Origin of the sequence: Clostridium ljungdahlii DSM 13528 (assembly GCF_000143685.1) — a bacterium.
Lineage (GTDB): Bacteria > Bacillota > Clostridia > Clostridiales > Clostridiaceae > Clostridium_B > Clostridium_B ljungdahlii.
In genome coordinates this window covers 3,356,166-3,379,703 of sequence record NC_014328.1, presented here as the reverse complement: position 1 = coordinate 3,379,703, position 23,538 = coordinate 3,356,166, and the positions used below count along the sequence as shown (strand labels likewise).

Annotated in this window: 20 protein-coding genes and 1 pseudogene; 15 read left to right on the top strand and 6 right to left on the bottom strand. The window is 31.2% G+C overall.

Translation table 11 applies throughout. The features are described 5' to 3' along the window. The first annotated feature begins 128 nt into the window (after positions 1-128). Positions 129-1,136, top strand: a complete 1,008-nt coding sequence (locus CLJU_RS15065; RefSeq protein ID WP_013239691.1) for an aldo/keto reductase — start codon at positions 129-131, stop codon at positions 1,134-1,136. A gap of 197 nt (positions 1,137-1,333) precedes the next feature. Here CLJU_RS15065 and CLJU_RS15060 read toward each other — a convergent pair whose 3' ends face one another. Together CLJU_RS15060 and CLJU_RS15055 are read right to left on the bottom strand one after the other, a co-directional pair. Then, on the bottom strand, positions 1,334-2,704 hold the full coding sequence (locus CLJU_RS15060; RefSeq protein ID WP_013239690.1) for an 8-oxoguanine deaminase: 1,371 nt from the start codon (positions 2,702-2,704) through the stop codon (positions 1,334-1,336). A 145-nt stretch (positions 2,705-2,849) separates the two neighbouring features. Further along, positions 2,850-3,662 carry an MFS transporter gene (locus CLJU_RS15055; protein WP_278244776.1) on the bottom strand — a complete coding sequence of 271 codons (813 nt, stop codon included), beginning with the start codon at positions 3,660-3,662 and terminating at the stop codon, positions 2,850-2,852. A 462-nt stretch (positions 3,663-4,124) separates the two neighbouring features. On the opposite strand from CLJU_RS15055, the gene CLJU_RS15050 reads away from it, so the two are divergent. From CLJU_RS15050 to CLJU_RS15010, 9 genes are all read left to right on the top strand, one after another. Beyond that, positions 4,125-4,799, top strand: a complete 675-nt coding sequence (locus CLJU_RS15050) for a GntR family transcriptional regulator (protein ID WP_013239688.1) — start codon at positions 4,125-4,127, stop codon at positions 4,797-4,799. A gap of 877 nt (positions 4,800-5,676) precedes the next feature. After that, complete coding sequence (locus CLJU_RS15045) at positions 5,677-6,840, top strand: NAD(P)-dependent malic enzyme (protein WP_013239687.1); 1,164 nt, start codon at positions 5,677-5,679, stop codon at positions 6,838-6,840. A gap of 161 nt (positions 6,841-7,001) precedes the next feature. Next, positions 7,002-7,298: a citrate lyase acyl carrier protein gene (gene citD, locus CLJU_RS15040; RefSeq protein ID WP_013239182.1), complete on the top strand. Its 297-nt coding sequence runs from the start codon at positions 7,002-7,004 to the stop codon at positions 7,296-7,298. Then, positions 7,298-8,200: a citrate (pro-3S)-lyase subunit beta gene (gene citE / locus CLJU_RS15035; protein WP_013239686.1), complete on the top strand. Its 903-nt coding sequence runs from the start codon at positions 7,298-7,300 to the stop codon at positions 8,198-8,200. The genes citD and citE overlap by 1 nt, the downstream gene beginning before the upstream one ends. Continuing rightward, positions 8,193-9,734: a citrate lyase subunit alpha gene (gene citF, locus CLJU_RS15030; protein WP_013239685.1), complete on the top strand. Its 1,542-nt coding sequence runs from the start codon at positions 8,193-8,195 to the stop codon at positions 9,732-9,734. Before citE ends, citF begins: the two co-directional genes overlap by 8 nt. Before the next feature lie 89 nt (positions 9,735-9,823). Continuing rightward, complete coding sequence (locus tag CLJU_RS15025; protein ID WP_013239684.1) at positions 9,824-11,761, top strand: aconitate hydratase; 1,938 nt, start codon at positions 9,824-9,826, stop codon at positions 11,759-11,761. Between the two features lie 84 nt (positions 11,762-11,845). After that, complete coding sequence (locus CLJU_RS15020; protein WP_013239683.1) at positions 11,846-12,958, top strand: 2-methylaconitate cis-trans isomerase PrpF family protein; 1,113 nt, start codon at positions 11,846-11,848, stop codon at positions 12,956-12,958. 103 nt (positions 12,959-13,061) lie between these two features. Beyond that, the gene (locus CLJU_RS15015) at positions 13,062-14,432 is read left to right on the top strand and encodes an aspartate-alanine antiporter-like transporter (protein WP_013239682.1); all 1,371 of its coding nucleotides are present in this window, start codon (positions 13,062-13,064) and stop codon (positions 14,430-14,432) included. Between the two features lie 652 nt (positions 14,433-15,084). Beyond that, entirely contained in the window at positions 15,085-17,079 is a 1,995-nt protein-coding gene (locus CLJU_RS15010; RefSeq protein WP_013239681.1) for a methyl-accepting chemotaxis protein, read from the top strand. Between the two features lie 186 nt (positions 17,080-17,265). Here CLJU_RS15010 and CLJU_RS15005 read toward each other — a convergent pair whose 3' ends face one another. After that, the gene (locus tag CLJU_RS15005) at positions 17,266-17,448 is read right to left on the bottom strand and encodes an amidohydrolase family protein (protein ID WP_029170214.1); all 183 of its coding nucleotides are present in this window, start codon (positions 17,446-17,448) and stop codon (positions 17,266-17,268) included. 229 nt (positions 17,449-17,677) lie between these two features. Here CLJU_RS15005 and CLJU_RS15000 point away from each other — a divergent pair, with 229 nt between their 5' ends. The 3 genes and pseudogenes from CLJU_RS15000 to CLJU_RS14995 all read left to right on the top strand — a co-directional run bounded on the left by CLJU_RS15000 (position 17,678) and on the right by CLJU_RS14995 (position 19,892). Next, a complete protein-coding gene (locus tag CLJU_RS15000; RefSeq protein ID WP_013239680.1) occupies positions 17,678-18,373 on the top strand; it encodes a LysR family transcriptional regulator in 696 nt (231 codons plus the stop codon). Positions 18,374-18,380: 7 nt separating this feature from the next. Beyond that, positions 18,381-18,503: pseudogene (locus tag CLJU_RS23035) on the top strand (methylcobamide--CoM methyltransferase); the annotation flags it as partial. 177 nt (positions 18,504-18,680) lie between these two features. After that, positions 18,681-19,892 carry a methyl-accepting chemotaxis protein gene (locus tag CLJU_RS14995; RefSeq protein WP_013239678.1) on the top strand — a complete coding sequence of 404 codons (1,212 nt, stop codon included), beginning with the start codon at positions 18,681-18,683 and terminating at the stop codon, positions 19,890-19,892. Positions 19,893-20,011: 119 nt separating this feature from the next. Here the strand turns inward: CLJU_RS14995 and CLJU_RS14990 are convergent, their stop codons facing one another. The 3 genes from CLJU_RS14990 to CLJU_RS23390 form a co-directional block, all read right to left on the bottom strand. After that, the gene (locus CLJU_RS14990; RefSeq protein ID WP_013239677.1) at positions 20,012-20,746 is read right to left on the bottom strand and encodes a TIGR03915 family putative DNA repair protein; all 735 of its coding nucleotides are present in this window, start codon (positions 20,744-20,746) and stop codon (positions 20,012-20,014) included. 11 nt (positions 20,747-20,757) lie between these two features. Continuing rightward, entirely contained in the window at positions 20,758-21,030 is a 273-nt protein-coding gene (locus CLJU_RS23395) for a hypothetical protein (protein ID WP_013239676.1), read from the bottom strand. Positions 21,031-21,092: 62 nt separating this feature from the next. Then, positions 21,093-21,362 (bottom strand): hypothetical protein, encoded by a 270-nt coding sequence (locus CLJU_RS23390; protein ID WP_013239675.1) that lies wholly within the window; start codon positions 21,360-21,362, stop codon positions 21,093-21,095. A 575-nt stretch (positions 21,363-21,937) separates the two neighbouring features. Between CLJU_RS23390 and CLJU_RS14975 the strand changes: the two genes are divergently transcribed. Continuing rightward, positions 21,938-22,951 carry an SAM-dependent methyltransferase gene (locus CLJU_RS14975; RefSeq protein ID WP_013239674.1) on the top strand — a complete coding sequence of 338 codons (1,014 nt, stop codon included), beginning with the start codon at positions 21,938-21,940 and terminating at the stop codon, positions 22,949-22,951. A gap of 77 nt (positions 22,952-23,028) precedes the next feature. After that, positions 23,029-23,526, top strand: a complete 498-nt coding sequence (locus CLJU_RS14970) for a GNAT family N-acetyltransferase (RefSeq protein WP_013239673.1) — start codon at positions 23,029-23,031, stop codon at positions 23,524-23,526. The last annotated feature ends 12 nt before the right edge of the window (positions 23,527-23,538 follow it).

Sequence of the window (23,538 nt, the reverse complement as noted above, 5' to 3'; positions counted from 1 at the left end):
TTTGGTTTTCAGCAAATACAATACTACATTTAAAGAACTTCTAAATGATGTATTGGAAAATCAATCATAATATTTTATTAGTAATAGTGTATAATATTATCTAGGGTTTTAAGGAGGGTGACGATAATATGCAAACTGTAACATTAGGAAAAACTGGACTAGTTGTAAGCAAAAATGGATTTGGGGCACTTCCAATACAGCGTATTTCAAAGAAAGATGCCGTATACTTATTGCAGAAGGCATTTTATAATGGTATCAATTATTTTGATACTGCAAGAGCGTATTCAGACAGTGAGGAAAAGCTTGGAGCTGCCTTTTCTTACATAAGAGATAGGATTACTATAAGCACAAAAACAGCAGCACAAAATGCGAATGATTTTTGGAAGGATTTAGAGCAGAGTCTTAAAAATCTTCAGACAAATTATATTGATATCTATCAGTTTCATAATCCTGCGTTTTGTCCAAAACCTGGCGATGAATCGGGACTTTATGATGCAATGATTGAGGCAAAGAAACAGGGAAAAATTCGTTTTATTGGAATTACAAATCACAGATTGGCAGTAGCAAAAGAGGCAATAGAATCAAATTTATATGATACGCTGCAATTCCCATTCTCTTATCTTGCAAGCAATGCAGATATAGAAATTGTGGAAGCATGCAAGAAAAATAATATGGGTTTTATTGCAATGAAAGCTTTATCAGGAGGACTTATTACAAACTCTGCTATGGCATATGCATATCTTGCACAGTTTCAACATGTTGCTCCAATTTGGGGTATACAGCGTGAGAGTGAACTAGATGAATTCTTGTCCTATAATGATAATCCACCAGTTTTGACAGAGAATATGAAAAAACAGATTGAACATGACAGAAAAGAATTATCAGGAGATTTCTGCCGTGGATGTGGGTACTGTATGCCCTGTTCTGCTGGGATTCAAATTAATGATTGTGCAAGGATGAGTCTTCTCCTCCGACGGGCACCGCAGAATGTTTACTTATCAGAAGAATGGCAGGAGAAGATGAAAAAAATAGAGGATTGTATTCACTGTAACAAGTGTATGAGCAAATGTCCATATGGCTTAAACACTCCGGAACTTTTAAAAAAGAATTACGATGACTACAAGACCTTTTTATAAGGCATTTGAAAGAAAATAGCAAGTCAAAGATGCGACGGATATTTTTTATCAGACAAGGAGGCAGGTTCCGCAGATAGGAATTCTATTTAAGGGTTCTACCTCCTTAAATCTTACAAATCCAATGAATTTGTGAGTTTCGTCAGTAACTTTTGTACTATACTTATAGCACAGTTTATTATTAATCGGTGTTACTTGCCTTACAGATTATTTTCTCTTTCATGTTTAACTATATCTTGAGCAATTTTATGGGCGTTTTTTGCTATTTCATCTGTATTCATGGTAATAAGTTTTCCATCTATTGAAACTATTTTTCCGTTAACAATGGTCATTTTTGTATAACTTGAGTTTCCAAGGCATACTAGCGAAACAAGTGGATCATGGCATCCTGCATATTCAACTCCACTAAGATCAAATAATATTATATCTGCAGCTTTTTCTCTATCTAGCCTTCCAGTATCAGTTCTTCCAAGCACATCTGCACCACCTCTTGTTGCAATCTTTAACATTTCATAAGCATTAAGTCCTTTTGTTCCATACTTTAAATGATTTAGAAGATAGGCACGTCTAATTTCCTCCCACATATTAGAACCATCATTACTAGCACTTCCATCGACCCCTATACTTATTTTTCCGCCTTTTTGAACAATTTCAGAAGTCCTGCAGATTCCACTGCTGAGTTTCATGTTGGATGAAGGACAGTGTGCAATACCTGTTCCACTTAATCTATCTATTTCTGCATCGCTAAGATATATACCATGTGCATACCAAACATCAGAGCCAATCCATTCAAGTTCCTCCATAAGTTCAAAAGGCCTTCTTCCGTATTTTTCAATACAAAATCTCTCTTCATCCAACGTTTCTGCAAGATGAGTATGCATCATAACTCCTCTTTTTCTAGCTAAATCCTTCGTTTTAAGCATTAACTCTTTCGTAACTGAAAATGGTGAGCAGGGTGCTAGTGCGATTCTTGTCATTGAAAAATCATTTACATCATGATACTTGCTTATAAGTCTATCACTATCCTCTAATATTTTATCTTCCTCTTGAACAACTGTCATTGGAGGAAGCCCTCCTTGGTCTCGTCCTAAAGACATGGAACCTCTTGTGGCAGTAAAACGAATTCCTATTTCTTTTGCTGCTCTGATTTCATCATCTATTAAAGTTTGAGGCTGATTGTTTGGAAACACGTAGTGATGATCTGAAGTTAAGGTGCATCCGGTTCTTAATAGTTCACTAAAACCAACTAAAGCACCATAATATACTGCATTGGGAGTTATGTTTTTCCAAAATTCGTACAATCCAATAAGCCATGGGAAAAGAGGTTTTTCTTGAACTTCTTTTATTCCTCTAAATAAGGTTTGATATAAATGGTGATGGGTATTTACAAATCCAGGCAAAGCTACAAGATTGGTACAATCTATTATGTCTGTCTTATCAGGTACACTAAGTTTCTTACCTATTGAAGTGATTTTTGGACCTTTTACTAATATGTCTACATTTTCAAGTATTTCATCTTTGTCATTAAATGTTACTACAGTTCCAATATTTTTTAAAAGTAATGCTTCCATAATAAAATCCCCCTTAGAAAACAAAAAAACCGCTTTGAATGAGTATATTCAAAGTGGTTAACTCGACACTGATTTAAATATAAAGTTGTTTTTCTTCTAATATTATATTACCAATTTTATGAATACTTGTATAGCTTTTTATTATTTAAATTCTATTCTTGGATTTGCTTTTCATGATTAATAAAGCAATTGTTAGTAGTAGTGTAAATAAACCGCATGCAAAATATCCAAAGCCTGCACCTGCCTGTTGCATAACAGCACCTGCAAATGAATTTCCAATAGGAGCAGAACCTGAAGTAATTAAAGAATATACGCTCATAACTCGTCCCCTATACTCATTTGTTATATTAAGCTGCAAGATAGAATTTGACATGTTTAAAAATGTCAAATAGAAAAATCCTATAAACACTATTAAAATAGCAACTATATAATATTGCCTAAAAAAGTATGTAAATATTTGAGTTATTGATATTAATATTGCATCTCCAATTTGTATGATTTTGCTAAGTCCAAGCTTACTTCTTAGTACCATAAAAATTGCACCGCTTAATGCTCCCACACCAAATGCTGATAAAAGAAAGCTGTATTCTTTTGCACCCATTTTTAGTATTTCACTTGTGAATACCGGTATTATAACCTCCGAATTTGCTGAAAATACACATACTATAATCATAAGTAGAACTGTAAATTTTAAAATATCATTGTCTGCTATGTATTTAATACCATCTTTAATTTCTTTTATTACATTCTGATTATTTCTCTTTAATTTATTCTCTTTAACTTTTATTCTACATATTCCATAAATAACAGGTATAAAACTTATTCCATTAATAAAGAAACAGGTAGTAGTACCGAGTTTGACCATCAAGATACCTGCAATAGAAGGTCCAACAATCTTTGCCAAATTAATAACTGTAGAATTTAAAGAGATTGCATTCATTAAATCCTCTTTTCCTATTATTAATCCTCTTAGTCTATTATAAATTCAATAATGTTATTTGAATAATACTATTAATGTTATATAATTGATAGGATAATACTATAATGACTTAATTTAATAAATTAAAATTCATATAAAGAGAGGATTTATCAATTTGCCTGCGCTATTTTAGATGTATGAATGCAGTGCTGGCACCTAATGTTGAAGCACTAATCAAAAGCATATATGCTTTCAGTTGACGCAAAATCATTAACTTAATGGCATTTGGAGAAGTGTGCCCTTTTTATCCGAGAGCAAAGATCATTGAGAGGAGGATTTTAACTGAATTTATAATGGGAAAATTTTAATAAAGAAATTGTCCACTAGAACTTGACACAAACTAATGACGTCAAATAATTGTAATTTAAAAATGTATATATTATAATAACTGTAAATGATCGTTGATAAGGTATTAAATATTAAATTGAGTAAGGAGATTATATGGGTTCACTATTTGAAAAAATTGAAGTTACAGATTTAAGACCCATCAGAGAAATAGTCTTTGAAAGATTAAGAAAGGCAATTATTGATGGTAATCTTGAACCAGGAGATAGACTTGTTGAAACTTTTATAGCGGAAAACATGGGAGTTAGTAGAACACCTGTTAGAGAAGCTTTTAGACAACTAGAAATAGAAGGTTTGGCTGAAAATATTCCTAGAAAAGGAACTATTGTTAAGGGAATATCAAAAGAAGATATTATAGAGATCTATCAAATTAGGGAAGTACTTGAGGGGTTAGCATTTAGGTTAACATGTTCTAGAATATCTGAAGAACAGATAGTCGAATTAAAAGAAAAAATTTGTAAAATGGATCAGTATATTGGTGATGAAAATATAGCACAATATTGGTCAGTACATGGAGAATTTCACAATATCATACTATATTTAACTGGTAATAAAAGACTTATAGATCAGATGAAGCAAATTTATCAATATTTATCAAAATTGAGAAAGGCTACTTTGGTTATGGATAAAAGAAGAGAGCAAGCTATGAAGGAACATAAAGAACTTATAGAAGCTTTTGAAAAAAAAGATGAAAAGTTAGCTGAAAAAATAGGCAGAAAGCATACTATAAATGCTAAGAAGTTTATTGAAAAAGAAGTTCATTTATTTTAAGTTTTATTTTGTAACTATTACTGCCAACGGTACAAATAGTAATGAAAATATGGCTGTGTTTTTTGTCATATTGTTATAGTTAAGTTAATAAAAAGATACATTATAGAGTACATTGAAGGTTACTTTGCTTAATTCAAAATAGCATTTTAACTAGTGTAAGAATCATTTTTAAACCATAAATAAGTGGTTTTTTTAATTGCACGATAATCGTTGTTCTAGATTTTCGTTAAATAGGGTTCCTAACTAAAAATAACTTATACATAAACAGATTTCTAAGCATCGGGTTGAGTTTTGACTCCACCTGATGCTTAGAAACAGAATTCTTAGTGCTTTAGCACTTAGAAGGCGTTATCCTTTAGGAAAAATTGTTATTCAGGGAGGTAGCTGCTCGTAACGTACATTTGGAGAAGTTGGAGTAGTAGAGTAGGTAATCATCGGATAAAATATACTAACAAAATTGTTTTAAAAATATTGAGGTTAAAACTTATTAAAAGTTTTAATGTGCTAAAAATTGTATGTATATGGCTAGTATAAGCTATTTTTAGACTTGAAATACTATATATATTTAAATTTCACAAAAAACGATTGCAAAATTCTTAAATATGTATTATTATAAAAACAGTAAAGCTTTTCCTAGTTATATTTTACATTGTATACAAGTATACGATGTAAAATATAAGAATAAAAGTGTAATATAAAATAATTTATGTTTATATTTTTTGCTTATAATTGTATACCTGTATACAATTATAAGCAAATGAAAAGGCATTATATATTAAAAAATTTATTTAATTCTAGAAGTAGCTATTAAAATAGAAATAGGAAAATAAGGAGGTGTAATCAGATTGTTGGAATTTTGCAATTTGATTAAAAAAGTATGGTTATGAATGTAAAAGAAGAATCCTTAAAATTACATAGAGAAAAGCACGGTACTATAGAAATCGTTGGAACAATGCCATTGAGAAACGGTGATGATTTGGCAGTAGCTTATACACCAGGTGTAGCAGGTCCATGTCTGGAAATTGCCAAGGATGAAGAAAAGGCATATGAGTATACAATAAAGGGAAAGACAGTAGCTGTAGTTACAAATGGAACTGCAGTATTAGGACTTGGAAATATAGGACCAGCAGCAGGTCTTCCTGTAGTTGAAGGAAAAGCATTGTTACTTAAAAGATTTGCAAATGTAAATGCAATACCAATATGTGTAGATTCTACAGATCCTGATGATATAGTAAATACTATTAAAAACATTGCACCGGGATTTGGGGGAATACATCTTGAAGATATAAAAGCACCTGAATGTTTCTATATTGAAGATAAGTTAAAAGAAGAATTAGATATACCAATATATCATGATGACCAGCATGGTACTGCTATTGCAGTGTTAGCAGGCCTGTACAATGCTTTGAAAATAGTAAATAAAGATATTAGTGATATAAAAGTTGTTATAAACGGTGCTGGTGCTTCAGGTATTGCAACAGCTAAGCTTTTGATTTCAGCAGGAGTAAGAAACATAGTACTTTGTGACATAAACGGTATAGTTTACGAAGGAGATAATTGCTTAAACGAACCTCAGAAACAAATAGCAAAGGTAACAAATAGAGGCTTAGCAAAGGGAACATTAAAAGATGCAATGAAGAATGCAGATGTTTTTATAGGTGTTTCTGCTGGAAATGTAGTAACTGGTGAAATGGTAGAAGGTATGAACAAAGATAGTATAATTTTTGCGTTAGCCAACCCAACACCTGAAATAATGCCTGAGGAAGCAAAAAAAGCAGGAGCTAAAGTTATAGCAACAGGAAGGTCAGATTTTCCAAATCAAATAAACAATGTTTTAGTTTTCCCGGGAATTTTCAAGGGAGCTTTAAGTGTAAGAGCCAGAGAAATATGTGACGAAATGAAAATTGCTGCAGCTAAAGGACTTGCAAATTTAGTAAAGAAAGATGAATTAAATGAAGAATATATAATACCAAGTGTATTTAATAGAAATGTTTGTGATGCAGTTTCCAAAGCAGTTATGGATGTAGCACAAAAGAAATAATAAATTTACAGCATAAGGTAAGAAATCTGATAAAGAGCAGAAACTTTCACAGGTAAAAAATTTAGTACCGAACACTACCTACAGATTTTTGTGTTCAAAAGAGGCAATACCGATAATTAATAAAATTCAAAATAAATAGATTTAATATAGGAGGTTCACTTATGGAAATAAAAAAAGCTGCTATAGCAGGAACATTTGAGTCCAGCGATATTACAATATCAGTACAGCCTAATCCGGAGAATGAGGTGGCTATAAAGTTAAAAAGTTCCGTGGAAAAACAATTTGGAGACAAGATAAAAAAAGTTATAATGGACACTTTAGAAGAACTAGATGTAAAAAGCGCCATTGTAGGTGCCAATGACAAAGGAGCCTTAGATTGTGTTATAAAAGCAAGGGTACAAGCTGCAGTTATGAGGGCAGCAGAAGAAACAAAATTCAACTGGGAGGTGGAAAAGTAATGTACAAGTTAAGAAGAACAATGATGTATGTACCGGGAAACAATCCAGGAATGGTTAAGGATGCACATATATATGGAGCAGATTCTCTAATGTTTGATTTAGAAGATTCAGTATCCCTAAATGAAAAGGATACAGCTAGATTCTTAGTATACAATGCACTAAAATCCATAGATTATGAAGGCACAGAAACAGTAGTAAGAATAAATGGACTTGATACACCTTTTGGAATGGAAGATTTAGAGGCAATAGTAAGGGCACAACCTGATGTTATAAGACTTCCAAAGACAGAATGTGCACAAGATGTTATAGATGTAGAAAAGGAAATAGAAAGAATTGAAAAACAATCAGGAATACCTGTTGGAAAGACAAAAATTATGGCAGCTGTTGAAAGTGCTATAGGAGTTATGAATGCCTATGAAATAGCTACAGCAAGCAAGAGACTTATGGGAATAGCAATAGGGGCAGAAGACTATGTTACTAATTTAAAGACAACCCGTTCTTTAGATGGAATAGAACTTCTTGCAGGAAGAAGCCATGTATTATTAGCTGCCAGAGCAGCAGGAATATATGCCTTTGACACAGTATTTTCTGATGTAAACAATGAAGAAGGATTTATAAATGAAGTAAAGCTTATAAAGCAGTTAGGATTTGACGGAAAGTCCGTAATAAACCCAAGACAAATTGCTCCTGTCCATAAGATATATACACCTTCACAAAAAGAAATAGATAAATCCGTTCGTGTTATAAGAGCTGCAAAAGATGCTGCAGAAAAAGGATCTGGAGTAGTTTCACTAAATGGAAAAATGGTAGATAAACCTATTATAGAACGTGCACAGAGAGCTTTGATGTTAGCAGAAGCTTCAGGTATATGCGTAAGTGAAGGAGGAGAAGACATTGACTAAGAATAAAATAGGAAGAGAAATACCAGATTACATAGAAGGAATTGGAAAGCTGATACCTTATGGTGGACCATTTGATTTTAAACCAACAAAGAAAAAATTTGCAAGAAAAATATCCAGTATAAAACCTGGAGAGAGTAAATTGCTTGAGAGCATAAAAGAAGCTGTAATAAAGACAGGATTAAAGGATGGTATGACAATATCATTTCACCACCACTTTAGAGCAGGAGATTACATATTAAACATGGTGCTGGATGTTATAGCTGAAATGGGAATAAAGAACTTAACTTTAGCACCAAGTTCTTTAAGCAGTGTCCATGAACCAGTAATTGAACACATAAAAAATGGTGTTGTTACTAAAATCATAACTAGTGGTGTTAGAGGACCACTTGCAGAAGCTATATCAAATGGAATTTTAGATACACCTATTATAATACGTTCCCATGGTGGAAGAGCGAGAGCTATAGAAGCAGGAGATTTAAAAATAGACGTGGCATTTTTAGGTGCACCTAGCTGTGACGACTATGGAAATGCCAATGGATATACAGGAAAATCCTTTTGTGGTTCACTAGGATACGCTAAAATAGACGCAGAATATGCAGATAAAGTAGTACTTATTACAGACAATTTGGTACCATATCCAAATGTACCTGCAAGTATAGAACAAAACAATGTAGATTATGTAGTTAAGGTAGATGCAATTGGAGATCCTAAGGGAATAGCATCCGGTGCAACAAGATATACAAAGAACCCAAGAGAACTTTTGATTGCACAGTATGCAGCAGAAGCAATTGAAGCTTCAGGATATTTTGTACCAGGATTTTCAATCCAGAGTGGTTCCGGTGGAGCATCCCTTGCAGTAGCAAGATTTTTAAGGGAAAAGATGATCGAAAAAGATATTAAAGCCAGCTTTGCATTAGGTGGAATTACAGGCCAGTTTGTAGAAATGCAAAAAGAGGGTCTTATTTCAAAAATCTGTGATGTACAGAGCTTTGACTTAATAGCAGCAAAATCCATAGGAGAAAATCCAGATCACTATGAAATAAGTTCATCCCTATATGCTAATCCACATAATAATGGATGTATTTCTAATAAATTGGATATAGTTATATTAAGTGCACTGGAAGTAGATACAGACTTTAACGTCAATGTAATTACAGGTTCAGATGGAGTAATTAGGGGAGCATCAGGTGGACACTGTGATACTGCAGCAGGAGCAAAACTTTCTATGATAGTTTGTCCGCTTATTAGAGGTAGAATACCTACTGTTGTGAAGAAAGTAAATACTGTAATAACTCCAGGAGAAACAGTAGATGTAGTAGTTACAGACAGGGGAATAGCAGTAAATCCTCTTAGAAAAGATTTACTTGAAAAATTTAAGAAAGCAAAGCTTCCAGTATGTACTATAGAAGAGTTAAGAGAAAAGGCAGAAGAAATTACAGGAAAGCCTAAGGCAATTGAATATGGTGACAAGATTGTTGGTGTAGTTGAATATAGAGATGGTACTATTATCGATGTTATAAAGCAAGTAAAATAAAGTAGTATAAAATTGGCTTACTAATTGTATACAGGTATACAATTAGTGAAGCAAACATTTTAATTTTTAGGAAGGGTAGGTAAATAATAGTGGGAGAAAATATAACTAGAAAGATTTTAAAATCACATTTAGTAGAAGGAAAAATGATTGCTGGAGAAGAGATATCAATAAAAATTGATCAAACACTAACACAAGATGCTACAGGTACAATGGCATATTTATCCTTTGAAGCATTAGGAATACCAAGAGTAAGAACTGAAGTTTCAGTAAGTTATATTGATCATAATACATTACAAGCAGGATTTGAAAATGCAGATGATCATGCATTTTTACAGACTATTGCTGCAAAATATGGGATATACTGCTCAAAGCCAGGAAACGGAATATGTCATCAAGTACATTCAGAAAGATTTGCAAGACCAGGAAAAACTTTACTAGGTTCAGATAGTCATACTCCTACTTCTAGTGCTTTAGGTATGATAGCAATAGGTGCTGGTGGAATGAGTGTAGCTATGGCTATGGCTGGACAGCCATTTCCTCTAGTTATGCCTAGAGTTATAAATGTTAAGTTAACTGGAAAATTAAGAACAGGAGTTGCAGCAAAGGATATAATATTAGAGCTCTTAAGAAGAATGACTGTTAAAAATGGAGTAGGAAAAGTAATAGAATATAGTGGTTCAGGAGTAGAAACTTTAAGCGTACCAGAAAGATGTACTATAACTAATATGGGAGCAGAGTTAGGAGTTACTACATCTGTATTCCCAAGTGATAGAGTTACTTATGAATTTATGAAGGATCAAAAAAGAGAAGCTGATTGGATAGAACTTAAAGCTGATTCAGATGCTGAATATGATGAACTAATAGAAATAAATCTTGATGAAATAGAACCTTTGGTTGCTAAACCACATATGCCAGATAAGGTAGTTAAGGTAAGAGATGTTAGTGATGTTAAGGTAAGTCAAGTATTTATAGGAAGTTGTACTAATTCATCTTATTCTGATTTAGCTAAAGCAGCAACTATTTTAGATGGAAAATGCGTAAATCCTAATGTAAGTCTTTGCATAGCACCAGGATCAAAACAAGTTTTTGAAATGATAGCTAGAGATGGAATACTTCAAAAGTTAATTTCTGCTGGAGCTAGAATTCTGGAAAGTGCTTGTGGGCCTTGTGTTGGCGTGGGACAAGCACCTCAATCAGGAGGGGTTTCCTTAAGAACAAATAATAGAAACTTCATTGGAAGAAGTGGTACAAAGGATGCAAAAGTTTATTTAGCAAGTCCAGAAGTTGCAGCTGTTAGTGCTATAACTGGTGTAATTACTGATCCAAGAGATTATGATGGCATAGATTTGGAAACTATAAGTAAAATAAAAGACACAAAAGAAAGAATTATTGATGATAGAATGATAATTGCACCAAAAGATAAAACAGATGATGTTGTTGTTAGAAGGGGTCCAAATATTAAACCACTTCCATTAAGAGGAGATTTAGAAGAAGAAATAAATACAGCGGTACTTTTAAAAGTAGGAGATGATATTACAACTGATGACATAATGCCAGCAGGTGCTAAAATTCTTCCATTAAGATCGAATGTTCCGGCTATATCACAATATGTATTTAATGGAATAGATCCTACATTTTCTAAAAGAGCAAAAGAAAATAATGGTGGAATTATTGTAGCGGCAGAAAATTATGGACAAGGATCAAGTAGAGAACATGCTGCACTTGCACCTATGTATTTAGGCGTTAAAGCAATTTTAGCAAAATCTTTTGCAAGAATACATCATGATAATTTAATTAATTATGGAATTTTGCCATTGAGATTTAAAGATAAGGCTGATTATGACAAAATAAATCAAGGTGATGTATTGGTTGTTAAAAATGTTAGAGAGCAAGTTAGTAAGGGTGAGTTTATTGTAATAGATAAAACTCAAGGATTTGAACTCAAGGCTTTTGTTATTTTCTCAGATAGACAAAAAGAAGTAATGATAAGCGGCGGTCAATTAAATTATGTTAAAAAGATGATATAGTTAGCAAAGACATTGTATACAGGTATACTGTATACAATGTTAAACAAAAAATGTTGACAATTTAATGCTTAAGGAGGAGTTATAATGAATAAAACTCAATGTACTCTTATGAGAGGTGGAACAAGTAAAGGTGCATTCTTTAAATATGAGGATATGCCAAAAGATAAAAATAAATGGAGTGATTTCCTTTTAGAAGTTATGGGAAGTCCAGATGCTAAGCAAATTGATGGATTAGGTGGAGCAAATTCGTTGACTAGTAAAGTAGCAATTATAAAAAAATCAGATAAAGAAGATTACGATGTAGAATATACATTTGCACAGGTTAGCTTAACTGACAGAATGGTTGACTTTAAAGGAAATTGTGGGAATATTTCTTCAGCTGTTGCACCATTTGCAATTAATGAAGGTATTATAAAGGCAGATGGTAATAAAGCAAAAGTTAAAATATTAAATACAAACACAAATAAATTGATAGTATCAGAAGTAGAAATTGAAAATAAACAAGCAAAAGAAAAAGGTAATACATATATACCTGGAGTACCTAATCCAGGATCACCAGTTTATCTTTCATTTTATAATTCAGAGGGTGCAGTTACAGGAAAATTATTACCTACAGGAAATGTACTAGATTCCATAGAAACTTCTGTAGGAAAAATAAGTATTTCTATTGTTGATGCTGCAAATCCATTAGTATTTATAAATGCTGATGATATTGGTTTAAAAGGTACTGAGTTACCAGATGAGTTTACAGAAAATAATTTAAAATTAATAGAAGAAATACGTTCTATAGCAGCAGAACTATGTGGATTTGCAAGCAAAGATGAGGCAACAAAGAAATCTCCAGCAGTACCAAAAGCTACAATAATATCAATGCCTAATAAATATGTAGATTTAAGTGGGAAAGAAATAAGTAAAGATAATATGGATTTAGTTGTCAGAATGATGTCAATGCAAAAACCTCATAAGGCGCTAGCGATAACAGGTGCAGTATGTATAACAACAGCAGCAAGCATTGAAGGAACTTTAGTTAATAAGATAACAAGAATCAATAATGGAAAGGTAAGAATAGGACATCCAGGTGGTGTCATGGAGACAGCAGCTAAAATGAATGGAAAAAAAATTGAATGTGTAAAAGTTGTTAGAACAGCACGTAGAATAATGGAAGGTTATGTTTATACAAGGGACAATATTAAGTAGTAATAAATATTACTACTTAATATATTAATGTAATCGTTTGTCATTTAAATAGAATGGTGTAAGTTAATAAAAAGCTATATCATATACGAAGGAGTGTTAAAAAATGTTTAATTTAAGTAATTTTATACTCAACCCATTTGTATTACTATTTGCTGCAGTATTTTTAGGAATTTTATTTGGAAAAATAAGAATTGGCCAATTTCGTTTTGGACTTTCTGGAGCATTGTTTTCGGGTATTGCTTTAAGTTGGTTAGTATTAACATATGCAAGGAATATTAAGAGTAGTTCTCCAGTGTACAAGGCAGCACAACAAGCAATAAATAAGGGACTTATATCTCAAGACCTTTTTAATTTATTTCTTATTTTATTTATTGGTGCGGTTGGCCTTTTAGCTGGAAAGGATATAAAAGGTGTATTAAAAAAATATGGAGCTAAACTGATTATAGTAGGTTTAGTAATTACATTTACAGGAGCTGCACTAACTTGTGTATTCTTAAAAACTAATAAAAGTTTTAATTCTCATGAGGTATCTGGCATATATTCTGGTGCTCTTACAAGTTCACCAGGTTTAGCGGCTTCACTTGATGCTGCTAAAGGACATGGAAATGAAATAGCATCAACATATACTTCTTTATCTACTGAACAGAAAAAAGAAGTATTAAAAATGATTGACAAATCGGGAAAATTAACACCAGAAAATACTACTAAGTTAACAGATGAACAAAAATCATCAATTATTAAAGCTGTCCAATCAGATGTAAGCTCAGGATTTACAGCAGCATTTCCTTTTGGTGTAGTAACAATTATATTGTCTATGGCTATTCTTCCTAAACTTTTTAGAATAGATATAGAAAAAGAAAAAGAAATGTTTTCATCAGCTATGAGCGAAGTTGCTGCTGATAGTGAAAAGGGAAATATTAAAGAAATTGGTTTTGATCTTGCTGCATTCGCCTTAGTGTGTTTTGTAGGATACTTTATAGGATCAATAAATATTGGTTTAGGAAAACTAGGAAAGTTTTCATTAGGTACGCCGGGAGGGGTATTAATAAGTGCTCTTGTATTCAGTAACGTAGGTAAAATAGGTATGATTAGCTTCAGAATGAATGGAAAAATATTAGGAGCAATAAGACAGTTTGGATTAGTATGTTTCTTAGCAACAGTTGGTTTAAGTTATGGATATAATGTTATTACCATATTTGCAGGAGCAGGAGCAATGTTAGCTCTTATGGGATTGATAGTAGTCTGTGTAGCTATCTTAATGGGATTCTTAGTTGGAAGATACATATTTAAATTAAATTGGGTTATATTAGCAGGATCTATATGTGGAGGAATGACTTCAACACCTGGATTGGGAGCTGCTGTTGATGCAATAGGTAGTGATGAGGCGGCTACTGGATATGGTGCAACTTATCCATTTGCATTATTATTTAAGGTACTATTTATAACTATACTATATAAAACGTTTTTAATGTAATATTGTAAATTAATTGATTAAATTAGTTTAATTAATTATTAAAAGATTGCACTTTAGTATATATTAATTTTATTTATACATATAAAGTGGTGCTACTGCCTAGAATGGAGTGTTTCTGGTACAGTTTAGAATTGTATGCAGTAGTGAAATCGTTCTATAGAATATTAGAGAGCTTACTCAAGATGTACGTTATGAATCATCTGAACAAGTTCAAAAACAAATCTTTAAATAAAAGGAAGCACTTTATCTACAGGAAGCCTTCCTTTTATTTTTATCTGGAAATTTAACTATTATAAGGATGATGAGGACTAAAAGGTGCTGCAGTTTTATGTAATTACCTAAATTTCGTACAAACTAAGATTAATTAATGTGAATAAGTTTCCACAGTAGTACAGCAAAAAAATAATTGAAGCATATTTCTTAAAGAAGAAAAATCAATGTGGATATCAAATGTCAGCAGCATTTATGCGTAAACATTTTGAAACTATTGCCATGTACCTTGCCGTAAAGCTTGAGCGTTGTTGTCTTAAAAAATCCTTTTTTACTTCAAAATAGAGGCTATAACGAAATATGCGATGTAACTGAACTGTCACTAAGCAATAGAAGATGATTAATTATTTTTAAGTATTAATTTTTACTAAGGAGAGGTATTATGGAAAGTATAAAAACAAAATTAATGACAAGTTTTACATTATTAATAGGAGTTATATGTATAGGGCTAGGCATAATTTCATTTACGACTTCATCAAATGCATTAAAGTCTAATTTAGAAAAGACTTTACCTAAAATTGCAGAGCAAGCTGCAAGCAATATTCAAGGAAGGATAGATGGTGAATTAAGTACTTTAGGGACAATTGCTGCGAGAGATGATATAAAAGATCCTAACATTCCTTGGCAAAAAAAACTACCAATTCTTTTACAGGAATCCAAAAGAATTGGTAGTATTAGGATGGCAATTGTAGATACGGATGGAAATTCACATAATACCCAAGGGGGAAGTGCTATTTCTAAAAATAAAGATTATTTTAAAAAAGCACTATTGGGTAAAAGTAATGTAACAGATCCAACAGTGAGCATAATTGATAAAACGATTGTTGTTTTATATGCAGTTCCTATTAAATGCAATAATGAAATTGTGGGAGTATTGATTGAAGCACGAGATGGTAATAAATTAAGTGGTTTAACTGATCAAGTTAAATTTGGACAAACAGGAACTGGATTTATGATAAATAAAGTGGGAACTACTATTGCCAATAAGGATAGAAATTTAGTACTAAAAATGGAAAACATGATTAAAGAGTCAAAAAAAGATTCAAGCTTGCAATATTTAGCAGATATTGAAAATAAAATGATTGCTAGGCATATAGGAATGGGTGAATATAAATATGGTGGAACAGAGAAATACATTGGTTATGCTCCGGTAAATGGAACAGACTGGTCTGTAGGGGTTGAAGTAGAACAAAATGAGATACTATCAGAACTAGGCAGTTTAAAAGTTTTTGTTATGGCATCATCCATAATATTTATACTAATAGGACTTGGTGTAATTTTTGTAATTGCTAATAATATATCTAAAGGAATAAGATCAACTTCTAACCATTTGAAATTATTGGCAGAAGGCAATTTATGTGGAGAAATTTCTACTAAGTATTTGAAATCAAGAGATGAAGTTGGAGATATGACGAATTCAATGAAAGTAATGCAGGAGTCATTAAAAAACATGATTAAAAAAATAAAAGAAAATTCTTCAAATATTAATATGCAGTCAGAAAACTTATCGGATATTTCAGAAGAAATAGCAAATGTATCACAGAATGTTACAGAAGCAATATCTCAAGTTGCGGAAGGAACAAGTAATCAATCACAAAATCTAATACATATAACCGATATTCTTAATGAATTTAGTGAAAAATTATCTGGAATAGTTAAGGAAATACAGGTTGTAGATTCAAATTCTAGAGCGATAGGTTTAATGGCAAATGATAGTAGTAGGGAAATGAATGAATTAAATCAGTCGGTAATAAATGTGAGCAGTTCATTTAAAGAATTCTATAGTAAAATTATGACACTTGGAAAAGATATAAATGAAATAAATGAAATCACAAGTTTAATAAATAGTATTGCAGAACAAACAAATTTATTGGCATTAAATGCTAATATTGAAGCAGCTAGAGCAGGAGAAGCGGGAAAAGGATTTTCAGTAGTTGCAGAGGAAATAGGAGAACTTGCAGAACAATCAAAAGATTCATCAGAAAACATTAGCAAATTAATTAATGTAATATCCAAGAATGCTGACACTATAGTTCGAGAATCTGGTATGATGAGTGATGAAATGATGAATCAAGCTAAAATTGTAGGTAATTCAATAGTATCCTTCAAGAAAATAGTACAAGCAGTGGACGAAGTAATTCCTAAGATTGAAACAGTTAAAAGTTCCGCTGAGAATATAGAAAATGATAAGAAAACTATTTTGACTAGAATAGATGAATTATCTTCAATTTCAATGGAATCTTCATCATCATCAGAAGAAATTTCAGCATCATCAGAGGAGATGAACGCTTCAACAGAAGAAGTGGCTTCTTCAGCACAAGTGCTCAATAATATGACTAACCAAATGATAGAAGAAATGAATAAGTTTAAAATTTGAAAAAAGAAAATATAGTTGAGTAGAACCCTTGAGTATAGGTGATGTACTTGAGGGTTTTTAGTATGTCTATAACCAAATAAAAAATTAATTACATAAATTAAAAAAAGGTCGATTAAAACAATGATTTAATGTAAGAAAACTTGAATAAATAAAGAATTATAGGACTTTTAAAGTATTGATAATATGTTAAAAATGGTGATGGATATTTACAAATCCAGGTAAAGCTACAAGATTGGTACAATCTATTAGCTCTGTTTTATCAGGTACACTAAGTTCCTTACCTATTGAAGTGATTTTTGGACCTTCTACTAATATGTCTACATTTTCAAGTATTTCATCTTTGGTATTAAATGTTACTACAAGTTTCAATATTCTTTAAATGAAATGGCACTGCCCTGTCCAAAAATATCTAAAGTTTTTATGCTTAAGAGCAGAAAATGTAATGTTTAATTTTGATATTAGTTTCATGTTATATTACCTCTTATATTGTATCAAATAATACTCAAGTCTATTATAAATTCAATAATATTATTTGAATAATACTATAATGACTTAACTTAATAAATTAAAATTCGTACAAAGAGAGAATCTTATTACTATGAATTTTCATCAATTAGAATATGTAATAGCTATAGCAGAAGAAAATAGTTTTTCTAAAGCAGCAAAAAAACTTTATATATCACAACCATCCTTAAGTGAGTATATTATGAGATTGGAAAAACAATTAGGAGTAAAACTATTTGACAGATCTACAAGCCCTCTTACTTTAACTTTTGCAGGAGAAATTGATATTGCCATTATGCATTTACCAATACAAGATAGTCGTATAGTATATGAACCTATATCAATTGAAAGGGTATTTTTAGTAGCTCCTCCTGGACAGCATACCCGCTCTCTTATAGAACTTGAAAAAAGGCAAAAGTTCGACTTCATCTGCTTAAAGAATGAAAAATTCATCCTAATAAAACCAGGGCATAGAATAAGATTTATTGCAGATGAATTGTTTAAACGTGCACAATTTGAACCTAATATTCTTATTGAAACTAGAAATATTGATACTGAATATAATCTTGCAAATGCAGGTATGGGCTTTACCTTAGTCCCAGAAAGTGTAATAAGGTTTTTTAACACAAACAATTACAAGAACTATTTTTTAATAGATGACATAAATTTCATACTTGCTGTAGCTTATAGAAAAGGAGATTATATAACAAAGGCATGTCATGAGTTCATTAAAATTACAAAAGAAGCTTTAGTTTCAAAACAAGGATCGGTATTTGCACCCCTGGGGTAGTAGTTATATAGCAGAATGTAATAATAGATATATAGATGAAGTGTCTAAGTTAGGTGTATCTATTGGATTTGCAGATCCAGTTTCATCCACTAGTCTTATAAGTCCAAAACAATTTAGAGAGTTTTCATTATTTGAATTTTACAAATGTTATTTTGGAATCAGCTAAGTAATATACATATAAGAGTATAATTCTGTCGAAAATTATAGAATTAAATAGTTTTTACTCAAAATAAATGGTTTAATCTGTGATATAATTTATTAAACATATTTATTAAAAGTTATGTATAGAAATGGAGGTATGTTATTTATGATTTTCTCATCAACAAAAGGTATTTATCGAAATTATTTGATGGTACTTCCTAACTTAAAAGAAATAATACAGGAAGATGTCATGGTTTGTTTGATGGATGGCCAAAAATTTCTTGGCTATTTTCCTGGAGATAAGATGGTTGCAGACATTAAGACTGGAGAGGATGTGCCAAAAGATGATCCACTACATAAGACAGTAAGTGAAAATAGAATAGTCTGCCAAATAGTACCAGAACATGTTTATGGTTTTCCTTTCAAGGCTGTAACCTTTCCTGTAAGAGATGAAGATGGAAAATGTATCGGTGCAGTGGGTTTTGCAAAATCTCTTGAGAAGGAATATGACCTTAGTAATTTGCTTAAGAATCTTACACATGCATTTGAAGAAGCTAAAGTTAGCATGGAAAGTGCATCTTCTCAACTTAGTGGTATTTCAGCTAATGCTCAGGAGAATTCATCAACATTAGAAGAAGTTTTAGGAGATGTTGATGAATTGATGAAATCCGCAAAAATCATAAATGATGTTGTTTGTGAGACAAAGTCATTGAGTCTAAAAATGAAAGAAGAGACAAAGAGTGGAGAGAAACTAGTTAATAATATTACTGATATAGTAAAAGACATTTCAGATTCATCAGGAAATGTTTTTAGTCTGATGACAAGACTGAATGATTCAACAAAAAGGATTGTAGATATAGTCAATCTTATAAATCAGGTGTCGGAACAAACAAACCTTTTAGCGTTGAATGCAGCAATCGAAGCGGCAAGAGCAGGTGAACAGGGTAAAGGCTTTGCAGTAGTAGCGGATCAGGTAAAGAAACTTTCAGAGCAGTCAAAGACTGCAACAATGGATATTAATACTCTTGTACAACAAATAGGCCAGGAAACAGGTAATATATTAAAAGCAATTACGGTGTCCGAAGAAAGAATTAAAGACGGTGTAGACGCCTCCGAAAGGACACTCGAAAGAATAATGGGAATAACTGAGGAAATTGAAAAAGTAGATAAAAGAATTGAGTACATAGCTGAAAAATCAAGTATACAGTCGGAGCAATCGGAGAAAATATCTACTTGCATGAAAAATGTAGCTGAATCAGTGAACAATACAGCTTCGTATTCTGTTTCAGCCTCTGAACAAATAATTGAAGAAAAGAAGAGACTTTCTTCTGTGGATGAAGCTATAAGCAGTATTGCTAGTGAATTAGTAACAGTATAAAATCAATGGATTAAACTTTGCAAGTGGATTTACAAAGTCAGCACTTGTAACTACCTGCTTTGCAGGTAGTGTTCTTTATATGAATATAGACTTTGAATGTGTTGTGAAAATATACTTTATTATTTAAATTCTGTAAGATGAGACCAATATCTTTTAGGCATGCAGCGGCTGCGCAGCCTTAAATTTTTACGTTCTTCTATGTTGACGGATTTATAAAAGGTTTTCCAAAGAGTTTCAAATTTGCCATCTGCTGAGTTTAAAATTTTAGCGTCTTCCTTTTTAAATTCAGTTATGATAGCGGTCTTTTTGTTGTATATGATTGCCAGTTCTCTTTTTAAATCATGAATTATAAAATTCTGATCGGAAAATCTTTTTGTAAAATGATTGAGTATTAATGGTAAAATATTGTGATCAGGTTCTATAGGAGCATAAAAACTTAATGGTGCTATTTCTTTAAATCTTACAAATCCGTTGAAGTTATGAGCTTCAGAAGTAACTTTTCTAGTATACTTGTCAACTAAAATTATAATATCATTATTTTTAGCTAAATTAATATTTGTACCATATTTATAGCAAAGTTTAAGATACTTTAAAGAAATAGAACTGGAATCTGAAATTCCACAAAGATATAAGTAATAAATATTTGTTAAAACTTTTCTATTAAGTTTTTTAATGATGCTCTTATAAACTCTATCAAATTTATCGTACTCAATTGAAATATTTAAAATTTCATTGAAAAATGAAGGTATATAGTCTTTTGACTTTGTTATGATACAAGATTCTCTGCAGCTGTAGGCATAGAAAATAGCTGTAAGTAAACCTTCAAAAGTATCATCATATATATATTCTTTCAAGACACAACCTCCTATAATTCACCAGTAATTGAGGTGAACTTATCATTTAACAAAAGCAATTTATTATTCGATGAAATTTTAGGGATAGTTAAATTGTTCATATTATCAAAGAAACTTAATTGTTCTCCCTTATCTATTGAATTTAAATCAACTTTAGGAGAAAGAGCCTTCTTGATGCGAATATCATCAAATTTCACAGCTCCATAATATCTGCCTTTGCAAGTAATAAAATATTGAGCCCTTTTTATGACTATGCCAAGTTTTTTTAGATCAAAAAAGTCCAATAAACCAATTCTGCGAGCACTTATTATCTTATGTGTACCTCGTATACCAATCCCAGGAACCCTTATAAGAATGTTATATAAGGAGCCTTATTTATTTCAACAGGAAATAGATGAATATTGTTTAAGGCATAATCATATATGCAGCAATTTGTTAGAAGTATCTTAAGCAGGGATACACACCGTCCATTTGGAGTAAAACTGTGGCATATACCACTTACATCAGCTGAACCAAGATTACCTTTTTTTGAATGTCTATTTGAGCCGGAAGATGAACAAGATACATCATATTTGGCTGCAGAAGATAAAATTCTTAACTTTTCACCTATTTCCATACTTCATCACCAATCTTTGCATTTCTATGAATTAATTATAACTCATTTTTTACTACAGAACAAGTGTTCTGATAGAACCTACGATATTAAACGGTAGATATGGTTTCTTTTGAAGTATATATAGAAGAATTATTTAGATAGTAAATGGAAAGTGATAAAAATTATATGCGAGATAATATAAAAAATATATTATTATATTAAAAAAATAATTAATAATTTATTAAATAAGAAAATTGTGCTAATTTTTTTTAAGAAATACCCAATATTATAAATATAATTGCCAAGAAATTAATGGTAAAACCGTTTTATAGTATCTAGAGAATATCATTACAGTAGATATGACGTTAAATAAAAATACGCTTAGCAGAATATATATATAGTATTAAGCATAAAAGAGTATATTTCATAATTATGAGTATGATTAAAATAATCTTGATTATAGTTACTTTATTAAAATTTATATAAAAAATACTCCAAAAGGAGTATATGTATATTAATTTTTGTATGCCATAATTATAAATTGTATACGAGGTTGTATTTTGATAATTTTTTAAAGAAATATTAAGAGGTAGTTTATGAAAGATTATAAAGAAGAACTAAAAAGAATTACAGGATTGCTGCTTAAAAAAGAAGACAATTATGGAGAAATAAAAAAAGCTGCAGATGATTTATACCATCTTTTTGTAACTGTATCTGGTTTAGAGGAAGATGATAAAGCTTGTAGGGAGGATTACTATTTACCAAAAGGAAAGGCAATAGGAACAGTTTGGGCAGGAATGTGTATAAAAGAATTTATGAGAACAAAGAAATTTGTCCGTGGAGTATTTTTAGGAATGAAATGTGCAAAAGAAAAATTCCCTAATAGGAAGATTAATATATTATATGCAGGTACAGGACCATTTGCCACTTTAATGCTGCCATTGACCACAATTTTTTCTAGCAGTGAGGTTGGATTTACTTTACTTGAAATAAATTTACGTAGTGTAGAAAATCTTAAAAAGGTGATTAAAACTTTTAAAGTTGAGGAATATGTTGAGAAGATAGTTCAATGTGATGCAGCTGAATATAAGGTAGATAGAGACAAACCTATTCATATGATTGTTACAGAAACTATGCAGAGAGCACTTCAGAAAGAACCTCAAGTTGCTATAACTTTAAATTTAGTCCCTCAAATGGAGCCAGATGGAATTCTAATACCAGAAAATGTAGTTATTCAAGCAGGATTATTAGACACTAAAAGAGATATGGATAGAATGATGGGAGTAGAAGGAGCAGATAAGGATTATTGCTACCATTTAAATGAAATATTTCAACTAAATAAGAGTACTGCAAGGATGGAAATGCAAGGAAAATACTTTTTTGAGGAGGTTGAAGTTGAAATTCCATCTGATGCTGATAAAAGATATAAAAATTTAAATTTGTTTACCAATATACAAGTTTTTGAAGAAGAAAGGTTATCATATCTACAGTGTTCATTAACATTACCTTTAAAAATTATGAATATAGGTAATGGTGATAATGTAAAGAAAGTAAATTTTCAATATGTTATTAATGAAATTCCAGGATTCAGGCATAAATTAATTAATTAGATATGGAAGGAAAAATAAGTTTGAAAGAAATTTTCCATGATGTTTTGTAACTTAAACGAAAGGATGGTTATATAAAAATGAAAGAAACTACGAATGAAAATGAAAGTAATAGTATTTCATTATGTCCTGCTGAACCAAAAGATTATGAATTTTTATTAAAAGTTTTTAAAGAAGGTCGACCAGAATTAAATTTTATAAGCAATTTAAGTGAAGAAAAAAAGGAAGATATTATAGTAGAACAGTTTAAAATACAGCAGCAGCAGTTAGCGAGAATGTATCCTAAGGCTGAATTTTATATAGTAAAATTGAATGATGAATCGGTAGGAAGGTTATATTTACATCGTGGAGAGGCTAACTATCGTATTTTGGAAATAGGACTTTTAGAGCAATATAGAAATCAAGGTATTGGAAGGAGAACTATGAAATTAATAATTGAGAACGCTATAAAAGAAAGAAAAAATTTAAGTCTTCAAGTAATTTGGTTTAATAATAAAGCTTTTTTATTTTATGAGAAACTTGGTTTTAAAATTACTGAAAATAATAATATTTTTTATGAAATGCAATATATAATTTAATTTACTAATGTT

What these genes read in the sequence shown, in the direction of transcription:
- CLJU_RS14995 (WP_013239678.1), top strand. Translation starts at nt 18,681, where the DNA reads ATGATTTTCTCATCAACAAAAGGTATTTATCGAAATTATTTGATGGTA.
- CLJU_RS14970 (WP_013239673.1), top strand. Translation starts at nt 23,029, where the DNA reads ATGAAAGAAACTACGAATGAAAATGAAAGTAATAGTATTTCATTATGT.
- CLJU_RS15010 (WP_013239681.1), top strand. Translation starts at nt 15,085, where the DNA reads ATGGAAAGTATAAAAACAAAATTAATGACAAGTTTTACATTATTAATA.
- citE (WP_013239686.1), top strand. Translation starts at nt 7,298, where the DNA reads ATGTACAAGTTAAGAAGAACAATGATGTATGTACCGGGAAACAATCCA.
- CLJU_RS15000 (WP_013239680.1), top strand. Translation starts at nt 17,678, where the DNA reads ATGAATTTTCATCAATTAGAATATGTAATAGCTATAGCAGAAGAAAAT.
- CLJU_RS15020 (WP_013239683.1), top strand. Translation starts at nt 11,846, where the DNA reads ATGAATAAAACTCAATGTACTCTTATGAGAGGTGGAACAAGTAAAGGT.
- CLJU_RS15065 (WP_013239691.1), top strand. Translation starts at nt 129, where the DNA reads ATGCAAACTGTAACATTAGGAAAAACTGGACTAGTTGTAAGCAAAAAT.
- CLJU_RS14975 (WP_013239674.1), top strand. Translation starts at nt 21,938, where the DNA reads ATGAAAGATTATAAAGAAGAACTAAAAAGAATTACAGGATTGCTGCTT.
- CLJU_RS15045 (WP_013239687.1), top strand. Translation starts at nt 5,677, where the DNA reads ATGGTTATGAATGTAAAAGAAGAATCCTTAAAATTACATAGAGAAAAG.
- CLJU_RS15060 (WP_013239690.1), bottom strand. Translation starts at nt 2,704, where the DNA reads ATGGAAGCATTACTTTTAAAAAATATTGGAACTGTAGTAACATTTAAT.
- CLJU_RS15015 (WP_013239682.1), top strand. Translation starts at nt 13,062, where the DNA reads ATGTTTAATTTAAGTAATTTTATACTCAACCCATTTGTATTACTATTT.
- CLJU_RS23390 (WP_013239675.1), bottom strand. Translation starts at nt 21,362, where the DNA reads ATGGAAATAGGTGAAAAGTTAAGAATTTTATCTTCTGCAGCCAAATAT.
- CLJU_RS15050 (WP_013239688.1), top strand. Translation starts at nt 4,125, where the DNA reads ATGGGTTCACTATTTGAAAAAATTGAAGTTACAGATTTAAGACCCATC.
- citD (WP_013239182.1), top strand. Translation starts at nt 7,002, where the DNA reads ATGGAAATAAAAAAAGCTGCTATAGCAGGAACATTTGAGTCCAGCGAT.